Annotated in this window: 16 protein-coding genes; 7 read left to right on the top strand and 9 right to left on the bottom strand. The window is 42.0% G+C overall.

Going from position 1 to position 18,600, the window contains the following annotated elements; translation table 11 throughout:
* Positions 1 to 98 precede the first annotated feature (98 nt).
* The 4 genes from trpE to rdgC all read left to right on the top strand — a co-directional run bounded on the left by trpE (position 99) and on the right by rdgC (position 4,379).
* A complete protein-coding gene (gene trpE, locus B0184_RS08000; protein ID WP_005709759.1) occupies positions 99 to 1,646 on the top strand; it encodes an anthranilate synthase component I in 1,548 nt (515 codons plus the stop codon).
* 26 nt (positions 1,647 to 1,672) lie between these two features.
* Complete coding sequence (locus B0184_RS07995) at positions 1,673 to 2,251, top strand: aminodeoxychorismate/anthranilate synthase component II (protein ID WP_005709742.1); 579 nt, start codon at positions 1,673 to 1,675, stop codon at positions 2,249 to 2,251.
* A gap of 118 nt (positions 2,252 to 2,369) precedes the next feature.
* Positions 2,370 to 3,374: an anthranilate phosphoribosyltransferase gene (gene trpD, locus B0184_RS07990; RefSeq protein ID WP_005709750.1), complete on the top strand. Its 1,005-nt coding sequence runs from the start codon at positions 2,370 to 2,372 to the stop codon at positions 3,372 to 3,374.
* Between the two features lie 99 nt (positions 3,375 to 3,473).
* Positions 3,474 to 4,379 carry a recombination-associated protein RdgC gene (gene rdgC / locus B0184_RS07985; protein WP_005709793.1) on the top strand — a complete coding sequence of 302 codons (906 nt, stop codon included), beginning with the start codon at positions 3,474 to 3,476 and terminating at the stop codon, positions 4,377 to 4,379.
* Between the two features lie 87 nt (positions 4,380 to 4,466).
* Here the strand turns inward: rdgC and purL are convergent, their stop codons facing one another.
* Positions 4,467 to 8,363, bottom strand: coding sequence for a phosphoribosylformylglycinamidine synthase (gene purL, locus B0184_RS07980; RefSeq protein WP_005709748.1), 3,897 nt, complete (start codon positions 8,361 to 8,363; stop codon positions 4,467 to 4,469).
* A gap of 491 nt (positions 8,364 to 8,854) precedes the next feature.
* On the opposite strand from purL, the gene B0184_RS07975 reads away from it, so the two are divergent.
* Positions 8,855 to 9,367 (top strand): DUF1440 domain-containing protein, encoded by a 513-nt coding sequence (locus tag B0184_RS07975; protein ID WP_005709802.1) that lies wholly within the window; start codon positions 8,855 to 8,857, stop codon positions 9,365 to 9,367.
* Positions 9,368 to 9,461: 94 nt separating this feature from the next.
* On the opposite strand, the gene miaA is transcribed toward B0184_RS07975, so the two are convergent.
* The 5 genes from miaA to B0184_RS07950 all read right to left on the bottom strand — a co-directional run bounded on the left by miaA (position 9,462) and on the right by B0184_RS07950 (position 14,508).
* On the bottom strand, positions 9,462 to 10,400 hold the full coding sequence (gene miaA / locus B0184_RS07970; RefSeq protein ID WP_005709766.1) for a tRNA (adenosine(37)-N6)-dimethylallyltransferase MiaA: 939 nt from the start codon (positions 10,398 to 10,400) through the stop codon (positions 9,462 to 9,464).
* 14 nt (positions 10,401 to 10,414) lie between these two features.
* A complete protein-coding gene (locus B0184_RS07965; protein ID WP_005709765.1) occupies positions 10,415 to 11,176 on the bottom strand; it encodes a biotin--[acetyl-CoA-carboxylase] ligase in 762 nt (253 codons plus the stop codon).
* A 94-nt stretch (positions 11,177 to 11,270) separates the two neighbouring features.
* Positions 11,271 to 12,587: an MFS transporter gene (locus B0184_RS07960; RefSeq protein ID WP_005709721.1), complete on the bottom strand. Its 1,317-nt coding sequence runs from the start codon at positions 12,585 to 12,587 to the stop codon at positions 11,271 to 11,273.
* A gap of 223 nt (positions 12,588 to 12,810) precedes the next feature.
* Positions 12,811 to 13,836, bottom strand: coding sequence for a UDP-N-acetylmuramate dehydrogenase (murB, locus tag B0184_RS07955; protein ID WP_039851619.1), 1,026 nt, complete (start codon positions 13,834 to 13,836; stop codon positions 12,811 to 12,813).
* Between the two features lie 135 nt (positions 13,837 to 13,971).
* The gene (locus B0184_RS07950; protein WP_005709774.1) at positions 13,972 to 14,508 is read right to left on the bottom strand and encodes a KdsC family phosphatase; all 537 of its coding nucleotides are present in this window, start codon (positions 14,506 to 14,508) and stop codon (positions 13,972 to 13,974) included.
* 66 nt (positions 14,509 to 14,574) lie between these two features.
* Between B0184_RS07950 and B0184_RS07945 the strand changes: the two genes are divergently transcribed.
* Both B0184_RS07945 and B0184_RS07940 read left to right on the top strand, forming a co-directional pair.
* The gene (locus tag B0184_RS07945) at positions 14,575 to 15,264 is read left to right on the top strand and encodes a YggS family pyridoxal phosphate-dependent enzyme (RefSeq protein WP_005709787.1); all 690 of its coding nucleotides are present in this window, start codon (positions 14,575 to 14,577) and stop codon (positions 15,262 to 15,264) included.
* Between the two features lie 79 nt (positions 15,265 to 15,343).
* Complete coding sequence (locus B0184_RS07940; RefSeq protein ID WP_005709785.1) at positions 15,344 to 15,874, top strand: inorganic diphosphatase; 531 nt, start codon at positions 15,344 to 15,346, stop codon at positions 15,872 to 15,874.
* Positions 15,875 to 16,013: 139 nt separating this feature from the next.
* Here B0184_RS07940 and B0184_RS07935 read toward each other — a convergent pair whose 3' ends face one another.
* The 3 genes from B0184_RS07935 to tal all read right to left on the bottom strand — a co-directional run bounded on the left by B0184_RS07935 (position 16,014) and on the right by tal (position 18,320).
* The gene (locus tag B0184_RS07935; RefSeq protein ID WP_005709789.1) at positions 16,014 to 16,676 is read right to left on the bottom strand and encodes an MOSC domain-containing protein; all 663 of its coding nucleotides are present in this window, start codon (positions 16,674 to 16,676) and stop codon (positions 16,014 to 16,016) included.
* Positions 16,673 to 17,050 carry a DUF2220 domain-containing protein gene (locus tag B0184_RS07930; RefSeq protein WP_078177660.1) on the bottom strand — a complete coding sequence of 126 codons (378 nt, stop codon included), beginning with the start codon at positions 17,048 to 17,050 and terminating at the stop codon, positions 16,673 to 16,675. Before B0184_RS07930 ends, B0184_RS07935 begins: the two co-directional genes overlap by 4 nt.
* Positions 17,051 to 17,369: 319 nt before the next feature.
* Entirely contained in the window at positions 17,370 to 18,320 is a 951-nt protein-coding gene (gene tal / locus B0184_RS07925) for a transaldolase (RefSeq protein ID WP_005709800.1), read from the bottom strand.
* Positions 18,321 to 18,600 lie beyond the last annotated feature (280 nt).

The raw sequence follows: 18,600 nt of genomic DNA, 5'->3' as shown, positions 1-18,600 counted from the left end.
CAATAGCACAAAGAAATTTGTGCTATTTTTACTTGCACGCTTGACAAATCCCTTTTGTACTAGTTTAATAGTACAGAAATAAACACAGGAAGATAATCATGAACGTGCAAATTCAACAAACTACGTTGCCCTATTTTGCCGATACTACCGCGATGTATCACGCTCTTTGTGGCAACCAGCCTCATACCTTATTATTAGACTCCGCTGAAATCCAAAGCAAAAATAGCCTCAAAAGTTTACTCTTCGCCCAATCTGCATTGCATATTTTTTGCAACGCACAGCAAGTCACTTTTGAGCCTCTAACTAAAAACGGCAAAGCCGTCATTCCATATATTCAAGTTGCTTTAGCGAGTTTAAATCCTGCACCTACTTGCGAATTTTTTGCAGAATCACACCGCTTGGTTGCAGAATTCCCCACTATTCCTACTCAATTAGACGAAGATAGCAAACTCAAAACTAGCACGGTGTTTGATGGCTTGCGTGTTGTAAACCAACTGTTTGAAGCAGCAAGCTCACCCGTTTATTTAGGCGGATTATTTAGCTACGATTTAGTGGCGAATTTTATCCCAATGGATAACATTACCTTGCAAGACGATGGCTTAAGTTGTCCAGACTACAGCTTCTATTTAGCCGAGCAATTAGTCTTTATCGATCACCAAGCTCAAACCGCAACGCTTAATACTTTCTGTTTCAATCCAGCTGAGCAAGCAATATTAAGCCAACAAGCGGTCGAATTTGCAGAACAACTTGCCAATGCACCAACCAATTTCAGCTTACCAATTCAAACTGCAAATGCAGAAGCGGTGGCGAATTTAGAAGATGAGCCATTCAAAGAGATTATTCGCAAGCTGAAACATCATATTCACGTGGGAGATGTATTTCAGATTGTACCTTCTCGCCGTTTCAGCTTACCTTGCCCAAATACTCTAGCAAGTTACCGCCAACTTAAAATGAACAATCCAAGCCCGTATATGTTCTTTATGCAAGGCGAAAATTTCACGCTATTTGGAGCATCGCCTGAAAGTGCATTGAAATATTCTGAACACGATCGTCAGCTAGAAATTTACCCTATTGCAGGTTCTCGCCCGCGTGGCTTTGATGAGCACGGTAACATTGATTTAGAACTCGATTCTCGTCTTGAATTAGAATTACGTTTAGATAAAAAAGAGCTTGCTGAACATTTAATGTTGGTCGATTTAGCTCGAAATGATGTGGCTCGCGTAAGCCAATCGGGCACGCGAAAAGTAGTGGAATTGATGCAAATTGACCGCTATTCGCAAATTATGCATCTTGTTTCACGTGTGGTAGGGAAACTTCGCACCGATTTAGATGCATTGCACGCTTACCAAGCCTGTATGAATATGGGCACGCTCACGGGTGCACCGAAAATCAAGGCAATGCAGTTGATTTACCAATTCGAACAGCAAAAACGCCATAGCTACGGCGGTGCGGTCGGTTATTTAACCTCCGAAGGCAATTTAGATACCTGTATCGTCATTCGTTCTGCTTTCGTTCAAAATGGTACGGCTTACGTGCAAGCAGGTTGTGGCGAAGTGTTAGATTCAGATCCGCAATTAGAAGCTGATGAAACTCGCCACAAAGCCCGTGCAGTATTAAAAGCGATTGGGCAGGTGAATCAAGGGTAGCCACATTAGGATAAGAGGAAAGCACTATGGCACATATTCTTTTTGTCGATAATTTCGACTCATTTACCTACAATTTAGTGGATCAATTCCGCGAACTAGGACACCAAGTAACGATCTTCCGTAACGATTATCCGTTAGAGGATTTTATTCAAAAAGCTTTAACCACCGAAAACTCATTAGTTGCTCTATCACCTGGACCTGGCAACCCAGCGGAAGCGGGTAATTTATTGCCCATTATTACGCAATTAAAAGGCAAAGTGCCGATGATTGGGATCTGCTTAGGTCACCAAGCGATTATTGAAGCCTTAGGCGGAAAAGTTGTACATACAGGCACGGTATTACACGGTAAAGTGTCAAAAATTGAGCACGATAACCAAGCTATGTTCGCAGGTATCAACAACCCAATGCCTGTGGCTCGTTACCATTCTTTAATGGGCGATAATTTGCCGGAAGAGTTGGAAGTCAATGCACGTTACGGCACGATTGTAATGGCGGTTCGCCATAAAACTTTGCCAATTTGTGGCTTCCAATTTCACCCAGAGTCAATTTTGACCGTAGAAGGGACAAAATTATTGAAGCAGTCAGTGGAATGGCTATTAAGCTAATTGTAGGGTGTGTAAATTTGAAAAATTCACGCACGCTTTTATAAATTTCATAAAAAATTAACCGTTTGCGTGCGTAAACCTTGTTCACACACCCTACGGATATAGAAGGGAACACACTATGCAAACCGAACAACTTTTGGAAAAATTATTTAATAATCAACCGCTTGATAAAGCTGAATCCACCTTCTTCTTCACTCAAGTTATGCAAGGCAAGGTATCAAATGAGCAACTCGCTGGGGCGTTAATTGCGTTAAAAATGCGAGGCGAAACAATTGACGAAATTTCAGGTGCAGTGACTGCTGCACTTGAAAATGCAGCCCCTTTCCCAACACCAGACTATGATTTTGCAGACATTGTAGGCACAGGCGGCGATGGGCATAACACCATCAACATCTCAACAGCAAGTGCCATTGTGGCAGCGACAATGGGATACAAAGTGGCAAAACACGGCAGCCGTAGTGTTTCTAGCAAAACGGGGGCAAGTGATGTACTTTCTCAACTTGGCATCAATATCCAAGTGCCAGCCGAGATCGCTCGCAAAGCATTGGACGAAATTGGCATCTGCTTTTTATTCGCCCCGCTTTATCACTCAGGTTTCAAATATGCCATCCCTGTCCGCCAAGCATTGAAAACCCGTACGCTGTTTAACATTTTAGGACCGCTCGTCAATCCTGCTTACGCTAAACGCCAACTTTTAGGTGTTTATTCGCCAGAAATTTTAAAAATCTATGCGGAAACGGTAAAAGCCTTAAACCACGAGCACACTATTGTCGTCTATGGAGCGGGTTTAGATGAAGTCGCTGTTCACGGTGAAACTCAAGTAGCAGAAATTGAAAATGGAAAAATCCGTTATTATTCTGTGACGCCTGAAGATTTTGGCGTTTCACGTCATCCAATCGAAGCCTTAAAAGGCGGTGAGTCTGCTGAAAATGCTGAGAAAATCCGAGCTTTATTACAAGGCAAAGGTGAAGCTGCACATATTGATGCGGTTGCCGTGAATGTTGCCATGTTAATGAGAATCTTTGGCGAGCCTGACTTAAAAGCCAATGCAGCAAAAGTAAAAGCGGTGCTGGCTAGTGGAAAGGCGTTTGAGACGTTAGAAAACTTAGCGAGTTATCAATAAATCTTTAGTGCTTTTTACGCCCCAATTTGGGGCGTTTTTTTATGATAGAATAGTGTATTTCCACAGGAAAAAATTGAAATAATTTACGAAGGATAATCTATGTGGTTTAAAAATGTAATGATTTATCGTCTTACCAGCGAATTAACGCTAGATGAGCAAACGCTTAATGAGCAGCTAACCGAAAACCGCTTCACGCCTTGTGAAGCTCACGATATGAGTAAGTTTGGTTGGAGCAAACCTCTTGCTAGTTCTGAACAGCTGTGCTTCTCACAAGGTAAGCAATTTTTGCTGATTTCACATCAAGAAAACAAACTGTTGCCAGCAAATGTGGTAAAGCAAGAGGTTGAAAAACGCATTGCTGAATTGGAAGAAAAAGAGGCACGTAAACTCAAAAAAATAGAGAAGCAGGCTGTGAAAGATCAAGTCGTCTCGGTTTTAATGCCTCGAGCATTTAGTAAACATCAATTCACTGCAATTTGGTTAGATTTAGAGATGCAGCTAGTTTATGTTGATGCAAGTTCAAGCAAGCGTGCGGAAAACACACTAGCATTACTGCGGAAAACGCTTGGTTCGCTCCCTGTTGTGCCGATTTCTTTTGTGATTCCGCCTTATGAAGTAATGACCGATTGGGTGGCAAAAGGTTACACACCAGCGTGGCTGAATCTGTTAGAAGAAGCAGAGTTAAAATCCTTTGAAAGCGGCAGTGTGATTCGCTGTAAAAATCAGATGTTGGAAAGCGATGAGATTACACCACACTTACAAGCGGGTAAATTTGTCACCAAAATTGCCATCGACTGGGAAAACCATTTTTCTTGTGTGTTGAATGAAGAAGCAGTGCTTTCTCGCCTTAAATTTGCCGATGAAATTCGCGAGAAAAATGACGATATTTTAAAAGAAGATGTTGCGCAGCGTTTTGATGCCGATTTCTTGTTGATGACTGAAGAGCTGAAACTCTTTACGCAAAAAATCATTGCCGAATTTGGTGGCATTAAAGAACGGATTTAAGATTTTAACTCATAGACTTGAGAATTTTTGCATAGAAAAACGGATAATAAAGGTTGCTTTATTATCCGTTTATACTTAGCGACTAGATTATTTCAACGCTACTCTTGCATTTCTAAACAATCTCATCCACGCACCATCTTCTGTCCAGTCTTCTGGATGCCATGAGTTGCTCACTGCACGGAATACACGTTCTGGGTGTGGCATCATAATGGCAACGCGACCGCCCACGTTGGTAATCGCGGTAATACCTTCCACCGAGCCGTTCGGGTTGGCCGGATAAACTTCGGTTGGGTTGCCATTGTTGTCGATATATTGTGCAGCAATTAAGCCTTGTGCTTTTAAGCCCGCTAATTGAGTAGCGAATTTGAACTCAACTTGACCTTCCCCGTGTGCAACCGCGATTGGCATATGCGAACCTGCCATTCCGGCAAACCAAGGTGATGCCACTTCATTGATTTTCACTAAGCCCACGCGTGCTTCATAACGTTCAGATTTGTTGCGAACGAAACGTGGCCAATTTTCTGTGCCAGGGATAATTTCCGCTAAGTTTGACACCATTTGGCAACCGTTACATACGCCTAAAGTAAGGGTATTCGGGTTCGCAAAAAACTGGCTAAATTGGTCACGTAGTTGTGGATTGAAGAGAATTGATTTCGCCCAGCCACCGCCTGCACCTAATACGTCACCGTAAGAGAAACCGCCACATGCCACTAATGCGTTGAAGTCGGCTAAATGGCGACGACCTGCCATTAAGTCAGACATATGTACATCAATTGCGTTGAAACCAGCACGATCGAATGCGGCCGCCATTTCGTAATGACTGTTCACGCCTTGTTCACGCAAAATCGCAATGGTTGGTTTCGTGCCTTTATTGATAAATGGTGCACTTATATCTTCGTTCACATCGTAAGTTAAGAATGCCGATAAACCTTTGTCTGCTGGTTTTTTCTTAGCCTCGAACTCTTGGTCGGCACACTCTGGATTGTCGCGTAAACGTTGCATTTGGTGAGTGAGTTCCGCCCAAATACCGCGTAATTCAGAGCGTTTTTCGCTGAGTAATTTACGGCTGCTGCGGCTGATCTCAAAGCGGTCATCAGCAGTTACCGCACCAAGTTCGTGGGTAATGCCAAGCAAGTTATGTGTTTTTAACACTTCACGCACGCTTTCTAATTGGCTGTCAGCAACTTGAATTACTGCACCTAACTCTTCGTTGAATAATACAGCTAAGTCATTGTCGCCTAAAGCGGAAATATCCACTTCCACACCACAATGTCCTGCAAACGCCATTTCTGCTAATGTCGTGATTAAACCACCGTCTGAACGGTCGTGGTAGGCAAGTAATTTACCTTCTGCCACTAACGCTTGCATTGCGTTGTAAAAATCTTTTAAGCGTTGAATGTTCACTACATCTGCTGGTTTATCGCCCAATTGTTTATACACTTGAGTCAGTGCAGTTGCACCTAAACGGTTTTTACCTTCGCCCAAGTCGATGAGTAAGAGGCTAGATAAACCTTTGTCGGTGCGGAGTTGTGGGGTGATAGTTTTACGCACATCTTCCACACGAGCAAATGCAGAAATTACTAATGAAAGTGGTGCAGTCACGGCTTTTTGCTCTCCGTTTTCTTCCCAAGTGGTACGCATTGACATTGAGTCTTTACCCACTGGAATGGTTAAGCCTAGCGCTGGGCAAAGCTCTTCGCCCACCGCTTTCACGGCTTCGTACAAGCCCGCATCTTCGCCTGCATGACCTGCGGCACTCATCCAGTTCGCAGAAAGTTTAATGCGTTTGATGTCGCCAATGTTGGTTGCGGCGATATTGGTAATAGATTCCGCCACTGCTAAACGTGCAGAAGCCCCGAAGTCTAATAAAGCAACAGGTGCACGTTCTCCCATCGTCATAGCCTCACCGTGATAGCCGTCTAATGAAGCAGTAGTTACAGCAACATTAGACACTGGGATTTGCCACGGGCCGACCATCTGATCGCGTGCTACCATCCCTGTGACAGACCTGTCACCGATGGTGATTAAGAAGGTTTTTTCTGCCACTACAGGTAAGCGTAACACACGGTGCAGTGCTTCTTTTAATTGAATGCCTTGTTGATCAAGCGGTTGATTTTCCACAGATTTCGACGAAACTTCACGGTGCATTTTCGGGGTTTTGCCAAGCAACACATTCATTGGTAAATCAATCGGATTGTTGTCAAAATGGTTGTCGTGTAAGGTTAAGTGTTTCTCTTCGGTCGCTTCACCAATTACCGCATAAGGCGCACGCTCACGACGGCAGATTTCCTCAAATTGTGGAAGTTTGTCCGCTACTACAGCTAATACATAGCGCTCTTGCGACTCGTTACACCAAATTTCAAGCGGCGACATCCCTTTTTCATCGCACAAAATCGAGCGAAGATTGAATTTACCGCCACGGTCTCCATCGTGAACGAGCTCAGGCATTGCATTCGATAAACCGCCTGCGCCCACATCGTGGATAAATGCGATTGGATTTTCTTCGCCTAACTGCCAGCAACGGTCGATTACCTCTTGGCAACGGCGTTCCATCTCTGGGTTTTCACGTTGTACAGAAGCAAAATCTAAATCTTCTTTGGATTTACCTGAAGCCATTGAGGAGGCAGCACCACCGCCTAAACCGATGTTCATTGCAGGTCCGCCAAGCACCACCAGTTTCGCACCTACTGGAATTTTACCTTTTTGAACGTGTTCGGCACGAATGTTACCGATACCGCCTGCTAACATAATCGGCTTGTGGTAGCCACGCACTTCTTCGCCCGCGAAGCTGTTGACTTTTTCTTCGTAAGTACGGAAATAGCCTAATAACGCAGGGCGACCAAATTCATTGTTGAATGCTGCACCACCAAGAGGGCCTTCGATCATAATATCGAGTGCCGAAGCAATGCGGTTTGGTTTAGAAAGCTCATTTTCCCACGGTTGTTTGAATTCTGGAATCACCAAGTTTGAGACCGAGAAACCCGTTAAACCTGCTTTTGGTTTTGCCCCACGACCTGTTGCGCCTTCATCGCGGATCTCCCCGCCCGAACCTGTCGCCGCCCCTGGGAATGGCGAAATCGCAGTCGGGTGGTTGTGGGTTTCCACTTTCATCAGAATATGGGCATCTTCTTGGTGGGCGCGATATTGCCCATCTTGGTCTGGGAACCAACGCCCCACGGTTGAACCTTCCATCACCGCCGCGTTATCTTTATACGCAGAAAGAACGTGGTCAGGCGTTTGCTCGAAGGTGTTTTTGATCATTTTGAACAACGATTTTTCTTGTTTTTTACCGTCGATTGTCCAGTCTGCATTGAAGATTTTATGGCGGCAGTGTTCCGAATTCGCCTGAGCGAACATATAAAGTTCAATGTCGTTTGGATTGCGGTTTAGTGCCGTGAAGTTTTCTACTAAATAATCCATCTCATCATCGGCTAATGCCAAGCCTAGCTCAATGTTCGCTTGTTCTAGGGCAGGGCGACCACCGCCTAAAATATCAATGGTGGTAAATGGTCTCGGTGCTTGTTGCGTAAAGAGCGACCCCGCTTCCGCTTCATTATTTAACACTGTTTCTAACATACGGTCGTGCAATAAACCTTTTAGTGTTGCCAATTCTGCTTCGGTTAACTCACGTTCAAAACTGAAATAGTACGCCAAGCCACGTTCGATACGGTTTACGTTCGCTAAACCACAGTTGTGGGCAATGTCGGTCGCTTTGGAAGACCAAGACGAAATCGTCCCTACTCGCGGGGTTACAATTAAGCAAAAACCTGTTGGCTCGTGTTCCGCAAGGGTTGGACCGTAGTGCAATAATTCTTGTAATTTAGCAATTTCGCCTTCTGCAAGCGGTGCATTTTGCTCAACAAAATGCAAATACTCTGCATACACTGAAGTGATAGGCAGCTGATGTTGCTGGAATTTTTGTTGAAGTTGGGTTAAACGAAATTCTGAAAGGGCAGGAGAGCCACGAAAGGTTTTTACAGTCATATTGCAGTTCCGTATTAAGAAAAGTAAAAAGTTGGGCGTATTATAACGGATAACGCAAACGTTTGCATTTTAAAATTTGAGGGGAATGCTGATAGTGTGATGATCTTATGGCTCACGCTATAGGTTACGCATAAATCAGCCCTACTGGGGCTAGATGTTACAGATAAGATGATTATAATGAACAAATCGCAGCATCTTGTAGGGACGTATTTATGCGTAAGCCTCAGGCGAAAGCCCTATGCGTAACAGGCTATGATCAAATGAATTGCTTATCTTATTTTACTGATGTGTAAGTATTTTTGCTTGTATCTATCAATAAACTAAAAAGCACAAGTGTTAATACTTATGCTATTAAGAAAAAGTTGACTGATATTTATTATTCTATTGAATTTGTTGAAATATAGGTATTAATTCATCTTCTATAGCTTTTGCAAGTTTACAGGTACAGCATTGCCGATTTATTTATATTGATTTGCCATTGAACCTGCAAATTGCCATTCATCAGGGAAAGTTTATTCACTGCTGCATGTCCACAACCTGTTTTAGACGCATTAAATGCAGGCTCAATTACGATGAGCAATGCTTTAGAGCAATGTTCACGTGCGGTATTAAACCCACCAGCAGTATTCTTACGTGATTATATAGGTATCGATCCTTATAACACGGTTGCATTCACTTTTGCAGATCACCCATTCAACTCAATCGGTGTAACACATATGATTTGCTCATTAGTGTTCGCAATTGGTTACTGTGTTGTTGCTGAAATCTTCCCGAAAATCAAATTCTGGCAAGGTATCGGTGCGGGTATCATCGCAAACATCTGTGTTCACTACATCACATTCCCAGCGTTAGGCTTAACACCACCTGTTGCAGAATGGCCTTTATATGAGCACATTTCTGAATTAGTAGGCCACATCTTCTGGTTCTGGAGTATTGAGGTAATTCGTCGTGATTTACGTAATCGTATTACTCACCAACCAGATGTTGATGAAGTTAGCCGTTAATTGATGATTTAAGTAAAAAGAAACCACAATCAAATGATTGTGGTTTTTTTATTTGGCATATAAAGCAAAACATCAGGAAAATTTTACCGCTTGATTATGCACTAAACTTAGCCCATTTTTCTAATACAATTTGTTTTGCCTTTTCAGGCTCAAGACTATCTAACCACGTAATTTCACTTTGCCAACCACGTAACCATGTAATTTGGCGTTTGGCTAGTTGGCGGGTGGCACAGATGCCTTTGAAAATCGCTTCGTCTAGTGAAATATCTCCTTGTAGATATTCCCACATTTGGCGATAGCCTACGCAGCGGATAGATGGCAAATCAATATTCAAATCGCCACGCTCAAATAGCTTTCGTACTTCTTGCTCAAAACCAAGTTCAATCATTTTATAAAAACGCTGCTCAATACGCTGGTGCAACACAGCTCGATCTTCAGGTGTGATAGCGAATTGCAATACATCATAAGGTAAACTTTTGCCCTGTTGAGTCGTAAGCTCGGTCATTGTTTTGCCTGTGATGTAGAATACTTCCAACGCTCGGTTGATGCGTTGACTGTCATTCGGATTGATGCGGTTTGCTGAAACAGGATCGATTGCCATCAAATCTTGATGCAAAGCACCCCAGCCAAATTCTGCGGCTTTTTGTTCGATTTTTGTGCGAACTTCGCTGTCGGCAGAAGGCAGCGGCGAAAGCCCTTCAATCAAGGCTTTGTAGTAAAGCATCGTGCCGCCAACGAGCAACGGGATTCGACCGCTTGCAGTGATTTCCGCCATCTCTTTTAAGGCATCAGCTCGGAAATTCATTGCAGAATAACTTTCCGCGGGGTCTAAAATATCGATTAAACGATGTGGTGCTTTTGCTAATTCCTCACGGCTTGGTTTTGCTGTGCCAATGTTCATTCCTTTGTAAATCAGGGCGGAATCCACGCTAATCACTTCCACGGGCAGGCTCTCACGCAGGACAATTGCCAAGTCGGTTTTGCCCGAAGCGGTCGGACCCATTAAAAAAATCGCTTTAGGTTTATTGTTCATCTTTTATTCTACTTTTATTCAGAACGGAGCGACATTTCGCCAATCGCAAAGGCATTCAGTTCGCCATTTTGCTCAAGCACCAGCTCGCCTTGTTCGTTAATGCCACGTGAAATACCGTGAATTTCGTGAGCGTTGGCAATCAATTTGACTGCTTGGTTTTGGAAAATATCGAAGGTTTGCCAGCGTTCTTGGTAGTGAGAAAAGCCAACAAGCGGGTAAATTTTCATGTTTTTTTGCAATGTTTGTACTAAGTCGCACACGAGTTTATTGCGGTCGAAATGGTATTGCGAAAGATCAGACCATGCTTGCGTCACAATCTTCTGATCTACCTGTGCCATCCCTAAATTCAGCCCGATGCCGATAATCAAATGAATCCCCTCTCGGTTGGCTTTGGTTTCAATCAAAATCCCCCCCATTTTTTTGCCTTGATAATAAATATCGTTCGGCCATTTGATCTGAATATCTTGCACATTTTGGGCTTGCAAAGCTTCGGCAATAATCAGCGAAACAACCAAGCTCAACGCAGGTAAATTCTCTAATTCGTTTTGTTTGTAATGCCACAGAATTGAAAAATAAAGGTTCTCACTTTCAGGTGAAAACCATGTTCTGCCTCGTCTACCCCGACCTGCGGTTTGGATTTCAGCAAGACAAACTGTGCCTTGTTCCAACGTTTGATAGTGCTCCAGCAAATAAGCGTTGGTGGAGTTAATTTCATTAAACACAAAGGCTTGCCCGCAAAGCAAGGCTTCTTGAATTTGAGGTTGGTTGAGCTTCATTGTTCCCCCTTACTGGCTAAGCAAAAAATTCACCTAGCAATGCGGTTGATCCACAATGCTAGGTGAAAATCATATCATATTATTTAAGCTAAAATTAGGCTTTCGTTAGGTCTAAATCTTTAGTCTCTTTTGATGCCCATAATGCGAGAAGCGTGATTAAAGCATTCACCGTCAAATAAACTCCCACACCAAAGATGCCGTATGCTGCGTTAATTTTAATCGCAAAGGTTGCCGCAATGGTTGCACCCACAATTGACGCGAAGTTATACGCCAATGATGCACCAGAATAACGCACTTCTGTTGGGAATAATTCAGGCAGTAATGCTGCCATCGGGCCGAAAGTGAATCCCATTAAACTCATACCAACCACCAAGAAAAAGAATACCGAAACTGGCGTGCCGTTTGATAAGAATAATGGCATAGCTAGGCCGAAAATCCCCATTGCAAAGGTTACCCATAATAAGAATTTACGACGTCCAATTCTGTCTGCATAAATGCCCGAAATACTGGTGAAAATTGCAAATACGATAGAATTTAATAACAATAAGCCTGTAAATGTATTAGGTGCAATACCTAAACCCATTGCATGTCCTGCTTCAGAGAGTTTTGCTGGCGTGCGAGAATACACTTGTGCGAACGCCGTCATAATATAGAACAACACGTAAGTTGCCGTCATAATGAATGTGCCAAGAATTAACGGTTTTAAGTGATGACGGAAGACCACAGAAACAGGGACTTTTTGCGTTTTGCCTTGTTGCTCAGCTTCGCGGAATACGTGGCTTTCGTGCAAGGTTAAACGTACCCATAAGCCCACCATGACCAACACAATTGAAGAGATGAACGGAATACGCCACGCCCATTGTACTAACGCATCGTGACCCAAGAAATAACTCACCAAGAAGAAAGAAGCATTTGCCACGAACAAGCCAATTGGCGCACCTAATTGTGGGAATGTTCCATACCACGCACGTTGACCTTCAGGGGCGTTTTCTGTTGCAACTAATGCAGCACCGCCCCATTCACCGCCTAAACCTAAGCCCTGACCAACACGGCATAAGCAGAGCAATACTGGCGCCCAGATACCGATGCTTTCATAGGTCGGGAGCATCCCGATCATCACGGTTGAACCACCCATCAATAATAAAGAGGCAACTAAGGTTTTTTTACGACCGATTCTGTCACCGAAGTGTCCAAATAATGCCGAACCAATCGGGCGAGCAAAGAAAGCTAATGCTAAAGTAGAAAGGGAAAGTAGCTCATCAGAAACTGGATCGCCACTTTTAAAGAATTGCGTGTTAAAGACCAACACAGCAGCTGCTGCATAAATATAGTAATCGAAAAACTCGATTGCTGTGCCGATCATCGAGGCAATTGCCACTTTTTTCGGATCATTACGAAGTTGATTTGACATATTATTTTTCTCAATAAAGTAAAAAGTTCGCAAATCCTACCATTTAAAAATTCCGCGAGCAATGTCATAAAAGCCAATGAAAATGGTGGTGTTTTTATAAAATATTGCATACTTGTACTTTATTAGAGAAAAATACTATATTTAGAACGCAAACAGTTTTCTTATAGAGAATTGAATATTGATAGGTATCATAAAATTTTTTTAATCAATTAAGCGTTAAATATTATCGCGTAATCAATTCACTATCAATTTCGCCATTTTTGCCCATAAAACGCACTTCTGGGTGTAGTTCTACGTCAAATTTATCACGAACTTGTTGGCGAACCGCTTTGGCTAAATTCACAATATCCATTCCTGTTGCGTTCTCTTTGTTAATCAAAACCAACGCTTGTTGGGCATGCACTGCAGCTCCGCCCACTTGGAAGCCTTTTAAACCGCATTGGTCAATCAACCAACCTGCAGCAAGTTTTACCGTGCCATCTGCTTGCGGATAGTTTGGAATGTGCGGGTAAGCGGTCTGAATTTGTTGGAAAGTTACAGCATCAATCACAGGGTTTTTGAAGAAACTACCTGCATTGCCAAATTCATCTGGATTTGGCAATTTGCTAGAACGCACAGCGCACACTTCTTCAAACACTTGCTGAGCCGTTACAGTTTCAGGCTCAAACTGAGCCAATGAGCCATAATTCAGCACCGGTGCCCACGCTTTTGGCAATTTCAAACCAACAGCAATAATCGCATATTCGTCTTTGTATTCGTGCTTGAAAATGCTATCGCGATAACCAAAACGGCACGCCTCTTTGCTTAATTGAGAATGTTCGCCCGTTGGTAGATGCACTACATCGACAAAATCGCACACATTCGCAAACTCCACGCCATAGGCACCGATATTTTGAATCGGTGCAGAGCCCGCCACACCTGGAATCAAGGCTAAATTTTCTAAGCCATAAATGCCAAGCGAGAGCGCTGTTTTCACTAACTCGTGCCAATTCTGTCCCCCTTGTACGTGTAGATAGTAGAAATCAGCATCTTCATGCTGTTCAATGCCCTGCATTTTATTGACGAGCACAACACCGTGGAAATCATCGGTAAAAAGCACATTCGAGCCTTGTCCTAAAAGCAAAACAGGCTGGTTGGCGTTAGTTGCAGTTTGCCACGCAGTTAAAAGTTGCTCAACATTAGTATATTCAATAATTTCTGAAGCCTTGGTAGGCAGATGAAAGGTGTGAAAAGGAGTTAAACTTTGCATAATATTTAATCGGTTAGAAAATTTCGGGCATTTTAACATAAACAAGCGGTTGATTTTGCATTTTGATTTGCAAAATCAACCGCTTGTTTTCCAATTTATGCTTTTACAACATCTAAAATTGCATCCAATAAAAGGCTACTGCGCCATTTTCTCCGCAATTGTTAAAAAACCATCCGTTGTACGGAAAATCTCATCAAAGCCTTGGGCATCTAAAATTTTATCCGACACCTCACGAAACGCCCCTTCGCCGCCTGATTTTTCCAACACCCAATCCGCTTTTTCTTTTACGTAATCGTGGGCATTTTTGGTCGCAATCGCTAAACCACACACTTCGAATGCGGGTAAATCAAGCGTATCATCGCCAATAAAAGCGGTTTGCTCTGGCGTTACACCAGCTTGCTGCATAATATCGAAACAGGCGGAGCGTTTTTCCATTTTGCCTAAATAAGCCAGCTTGATTTTCAGCACTTCAAGGCGTTTGCGAAGCAAAGGATGATCGCCACCTGAAATCACGGCAACCTGAATGCCACAAGTTTGTAGCATTTTCACGCCTAAGCCATCGTGCACGTGAAAGCGCTTCATCACTTCGCCTTCTGCGGTGTAATACAAGCCGCCATCGGTAAGTACGCCATCCACATCAGTAATCACTAATTTAATCTTGGTTAAATCCATTGTTTTGTCCTTTTATGATATGATTTACCCATTATAGCCTTTAGCCACGCAAAAAAGAGAAGTGTTATGTCGATTTCTGAAAATTTATCTCGAATTCATCAACAAATTGAGCAGATTTCTCGCCAATATCAACGAGAAAATGTGCGTTTGTTAGCCGTTTCTAAAACCAAGCCTGTGCAGGCGATTGAAGAAGCAATCAAAGCAGGGCAACGAGCTTTTGGCGAAAATTATGTGCAAGAGGGTGTAGAAAAAATAACCTATTTTGCTGAAAATAAAGCGATTGAATGGCATTTTATTGGCCCGTTACAATCAAACAAAAGCCGTTTGGTAGCGGAAAATTTTGATTGGATTCAAACGGTAGATCGTCTTAAAATTGCCGAGCGTTTGAATGACCAGCGCCCTGAGCATTTACCACCGTTGAATGTGTTAATTCAAATCAACATCAGCGATGAAGTTTCAAAATCGGGGATTCAGCCTGAGGAGATGCTGTTATTTGCAGAAAAAATCAGCCAGCTGCCACGTTTAAGATTACGCGGTTTGATGGCAATTCCAAAGCCTGAAAGTGGGCCAGAACAGCAGAAAATCGCGTTACGCAAAATGAAGGAACTTCTTGACCGCTTACAGCAGCAATTTGAGGGCATTGATACGCTCTCAATGGGAATGTCGGACGATATGGCGAGTGCAATTGAGTGTGGCTCAACTATGGTACGCATTGGCACAGCGATTTTTGGGGCGAGGGATTATAACAAGCAATAAATGCAGATTATTTGTGGATAAGCACTCAAAAACTGATATACTTGCCACGTTTTTTAACCCAACCAATGAGGACATTTCAATGGCTGATTTTAATCAAATTTTAACACCAGGCGATGTAGACGCTGGTATTATCAATGTAGTAAACGAAATCCCTGAAGGCAGCTGCCACAAAATCGAATGGAACCGTAAAGTTGCAGCATTCCAATTAGACCGTGTTGAGCCTGCAATCTTCGCTAAACCAACTAACTACGGGTTCATTCCACAAACTTTAGATGAAGATGGCGATGAGCTAGATGTGTTATTGATCACTCGCCAACCATTAGCGACAGGCGTGTTCCTTGAAGCGAAAGTAATCGGTGTGATGAAATTCGTGGACGATGGTGAAGTAGATGACAAAATCGTTTGTGTGCCAGCAGATGATCGTGATACAGGTAATGCATACAACACATTAGCAGATTTACCTACGAACTTAATTAAACAAATTGAGTTCCACTTCAATAACTACAAAGCGTTGAAAAAAACAGGTTCTACTAAAGTAACTCACTGGGGCGATGTAGAAGAAGCAAAAGAAGTAATTCGTGAATCAATCAAACGTTGGAATGAACGTTAATTTAATTTTTTAGATTAAAATCAATCCTCCTATATCTTGAATTTTGGTTGTAAATCTTATTCATTATATAGTGAGGATTTTTTATAGGCATAGTAGATCAAAGCATTGGTTCGATTACTGACTGTAATCTTATTTTTTGCTATTTGATTCTGCTCAACTGATTTCTCAACGTTCTCTTAAATGCTTCGGCTAATATTTCATAATTTAATGCTTCTTCTAAATCAGCTCTCATTGCTTCATTTGGTTTTTGAGTAGCAAGTTGATTGAGGTACATTATGTTGAGTTTCGGAAATGGCTGCTGCAAGCGGTGGATTTTGTCGCCTTTTTTGCAAACGCCTGTTTGAATCACTCGGACATACCAGCCGGTTAAGCCTTTTTCTCGCACAATTTTCTGGGTATCGGAATATTCGCTGTTGAGTGATAAACGTTCGCACGGTTTACGTGGTTGCGAAACTTCGACAATAACCTCGCCAATCTGGTAATGATCGCCCACGCAAACATTATATTCATCTAAGCCAGAAACGATGAAATTCTCACCATAAATCGCACTACCTTGCCAGTCAAAATCCTTGCCAATTAAGCTTGTGAGATGTTCGAATGTTTTCTCTGCCATAAAGAAAAGGGCTTTATCCACTCCGCCATGATGTGCTTTTAAGCCAACATCGTTGCCCTCAGCCCCAATTTCATTCACGACCATTTGCTCAACTGGTTGCTTGCGAATCGCACTTTCAAGCGTGGTGCCATCGGCAAAAGTAATCTTTTCTACCAAACCAATTTTTATTGCTAACACTTCTGCTGTCATTTTTTCTCCTGATTTTTACTGTTAGTCATCTTTTCTATCGCTGATTTTACCACTGAAAATGGGATAAACTCCTGCTCTAATCGCACATTTTTCCCAAATTGGTGATATTGTAAGGCAAGATAGAGTTGTAATTCATCTTCGGTTAAGAGGGTAAGGTTTTCTATCTTTGGTTTGCTCTCTTTACTCCAAAAATCGGGGTAATTGAGCAAAGTTTCCTCATCCATTAAGAAAGAGATGGTATGTGGAAAATGCCTGCGTAAGCGGTCCAAAATTGCAAAACCGTGCGTATCTAAATTGCCCCAATAATAGATATCACGTTGATTCAACCATTTTGCTTGAGCTAATGCTTGCCAGCCATAACCTGCCCCCCAAATTTTCTTTCATTGCTAAATGCTCTTCGATGCTTAAGTTAATTAAACTTGAATAAGCCCCATCACTATTTTTCACAATTGCTATACTTGAAACAAATGGCTCAATAAAGGCAGAATTGAAAAAACTAATAATTAATGGAGAGCTAGTTACATAAAGTAATTTTCAAGTAGGTTTATTCTGTCGATAATTTTGGAGGGTAAGAAAGTCTAATGACATATTTTTATAATTTCAGATAAATTATAGATTTATAAAAATGCCCCTATTTAGCATCGATTAATCTCACTAAATAGAGGCAGTGATATACTTGAGTGTATAATTAAATTAAAGTTTTGTTAAAAGCATTGCTTCTAATTTTTCTTGGTCAATGGCAAATTTACGGATGCCCTCAGCTAATTTTTCTACTGCCATTGGGTCTTGATTGTGTTCCCAATAGAATTCTGCTTCGGTCATTGGTGCTGGGCGGGCTTGAATTTCGTCGTTAAAGCTTAATTTACGTACTAATGGTTCGTTGTTTTCTTGTAATGCTTTCAATAGAGCAGGGGCGATGGTTAAGCGATCGCAACCTGCTAATTCGGTAATTTCACCTACATTACGGAAACTCGCACCCATTACCACGGTTTTGTAGCCGTATTGTTTGTAGTAGTTGTAGATTGAGGTAACAGAAACTACACCTGGATCTTCAGCTGGTGCGTATTCTTTTTGATCTGAATTTACTTTGTACCAGTCTAGAATACGTCCAACAAATGGAGAGATGAGGTACACGTTTGCTTCAGCGCACGCACGAGCTTGAGCTTGTGAGAATAAAAGGGTGAGGTTACAGTTAATACCTTCTTTCTCTAATTGCTCTGCCGCTTTGATACCTTGCCATGTTGAAGCGATTTTAATTAAGATGCGATCATTTGAGATGCCTGCTTCATTATAAAGAGCGATGAGCTTTCGTGCTTTAGCAATGGTTTTTTCTGTGTCGTATGAGAAGCGAGCATCGACTTCGGTTGAGATACGTCCTGGAACGATTTTTAAGATTTCTAAACCAATGTTTACGGCTAATTTATCTTCAGCATCAACTAATTGTTGTGCTTTGTCATTGCTTTTTGCTTTTGCATAAGCAACAGCTTCATCAATTAGTGGCGCATATTGTGGTAATGCTGAAGCACTTAAAATTAAAGATGGGTTAGTTGTGGCATCTTGTGGTTGGTATTGCTTGATTGCATCAATGTCACCGGTGTCAGCAACTACTACTGTCATGTCTCTTAAAGCATCTAATTGGCTCATAATGTTTTCCTATTGTGTTATCAATGGATTGTTGAAAATATATTTATATATAATAGCCGATTTTTTCTCGTATTTATGTGAGATAGATCACGCTTTTCTGAATGTAATCAAAAGTAATCCTAAATTCAATCAAAAATTGTCAAATGATTACTTCAATAGTGTAAAGCATTAGATAAGAATATGGTGTGATGTTTAATTGAACAATATTTGAGATAAAAATACGCTTTGTGATTCAAATGTAAACAAACGGTAAGGTTTTTTAAATTTTTTGCAAAAAGTA

It is taken from the genome of Haemophilus paraphrohaemolyticus, from assembly GCF_002015045.1.
GTDB classification, from domain to species: domain Bacteria; phylum Pseudomonadota; class Gammaproteobacteria; order Enterobacterales; family Pasteurellaceae; genus Haemophilus_A; species Haemophilus_A paraphrohaemolyticus.
Note: the sequence above shows the minus strand (reverse complement) of the source record. Positions and strands in the feature narration are given on the sequence as shown.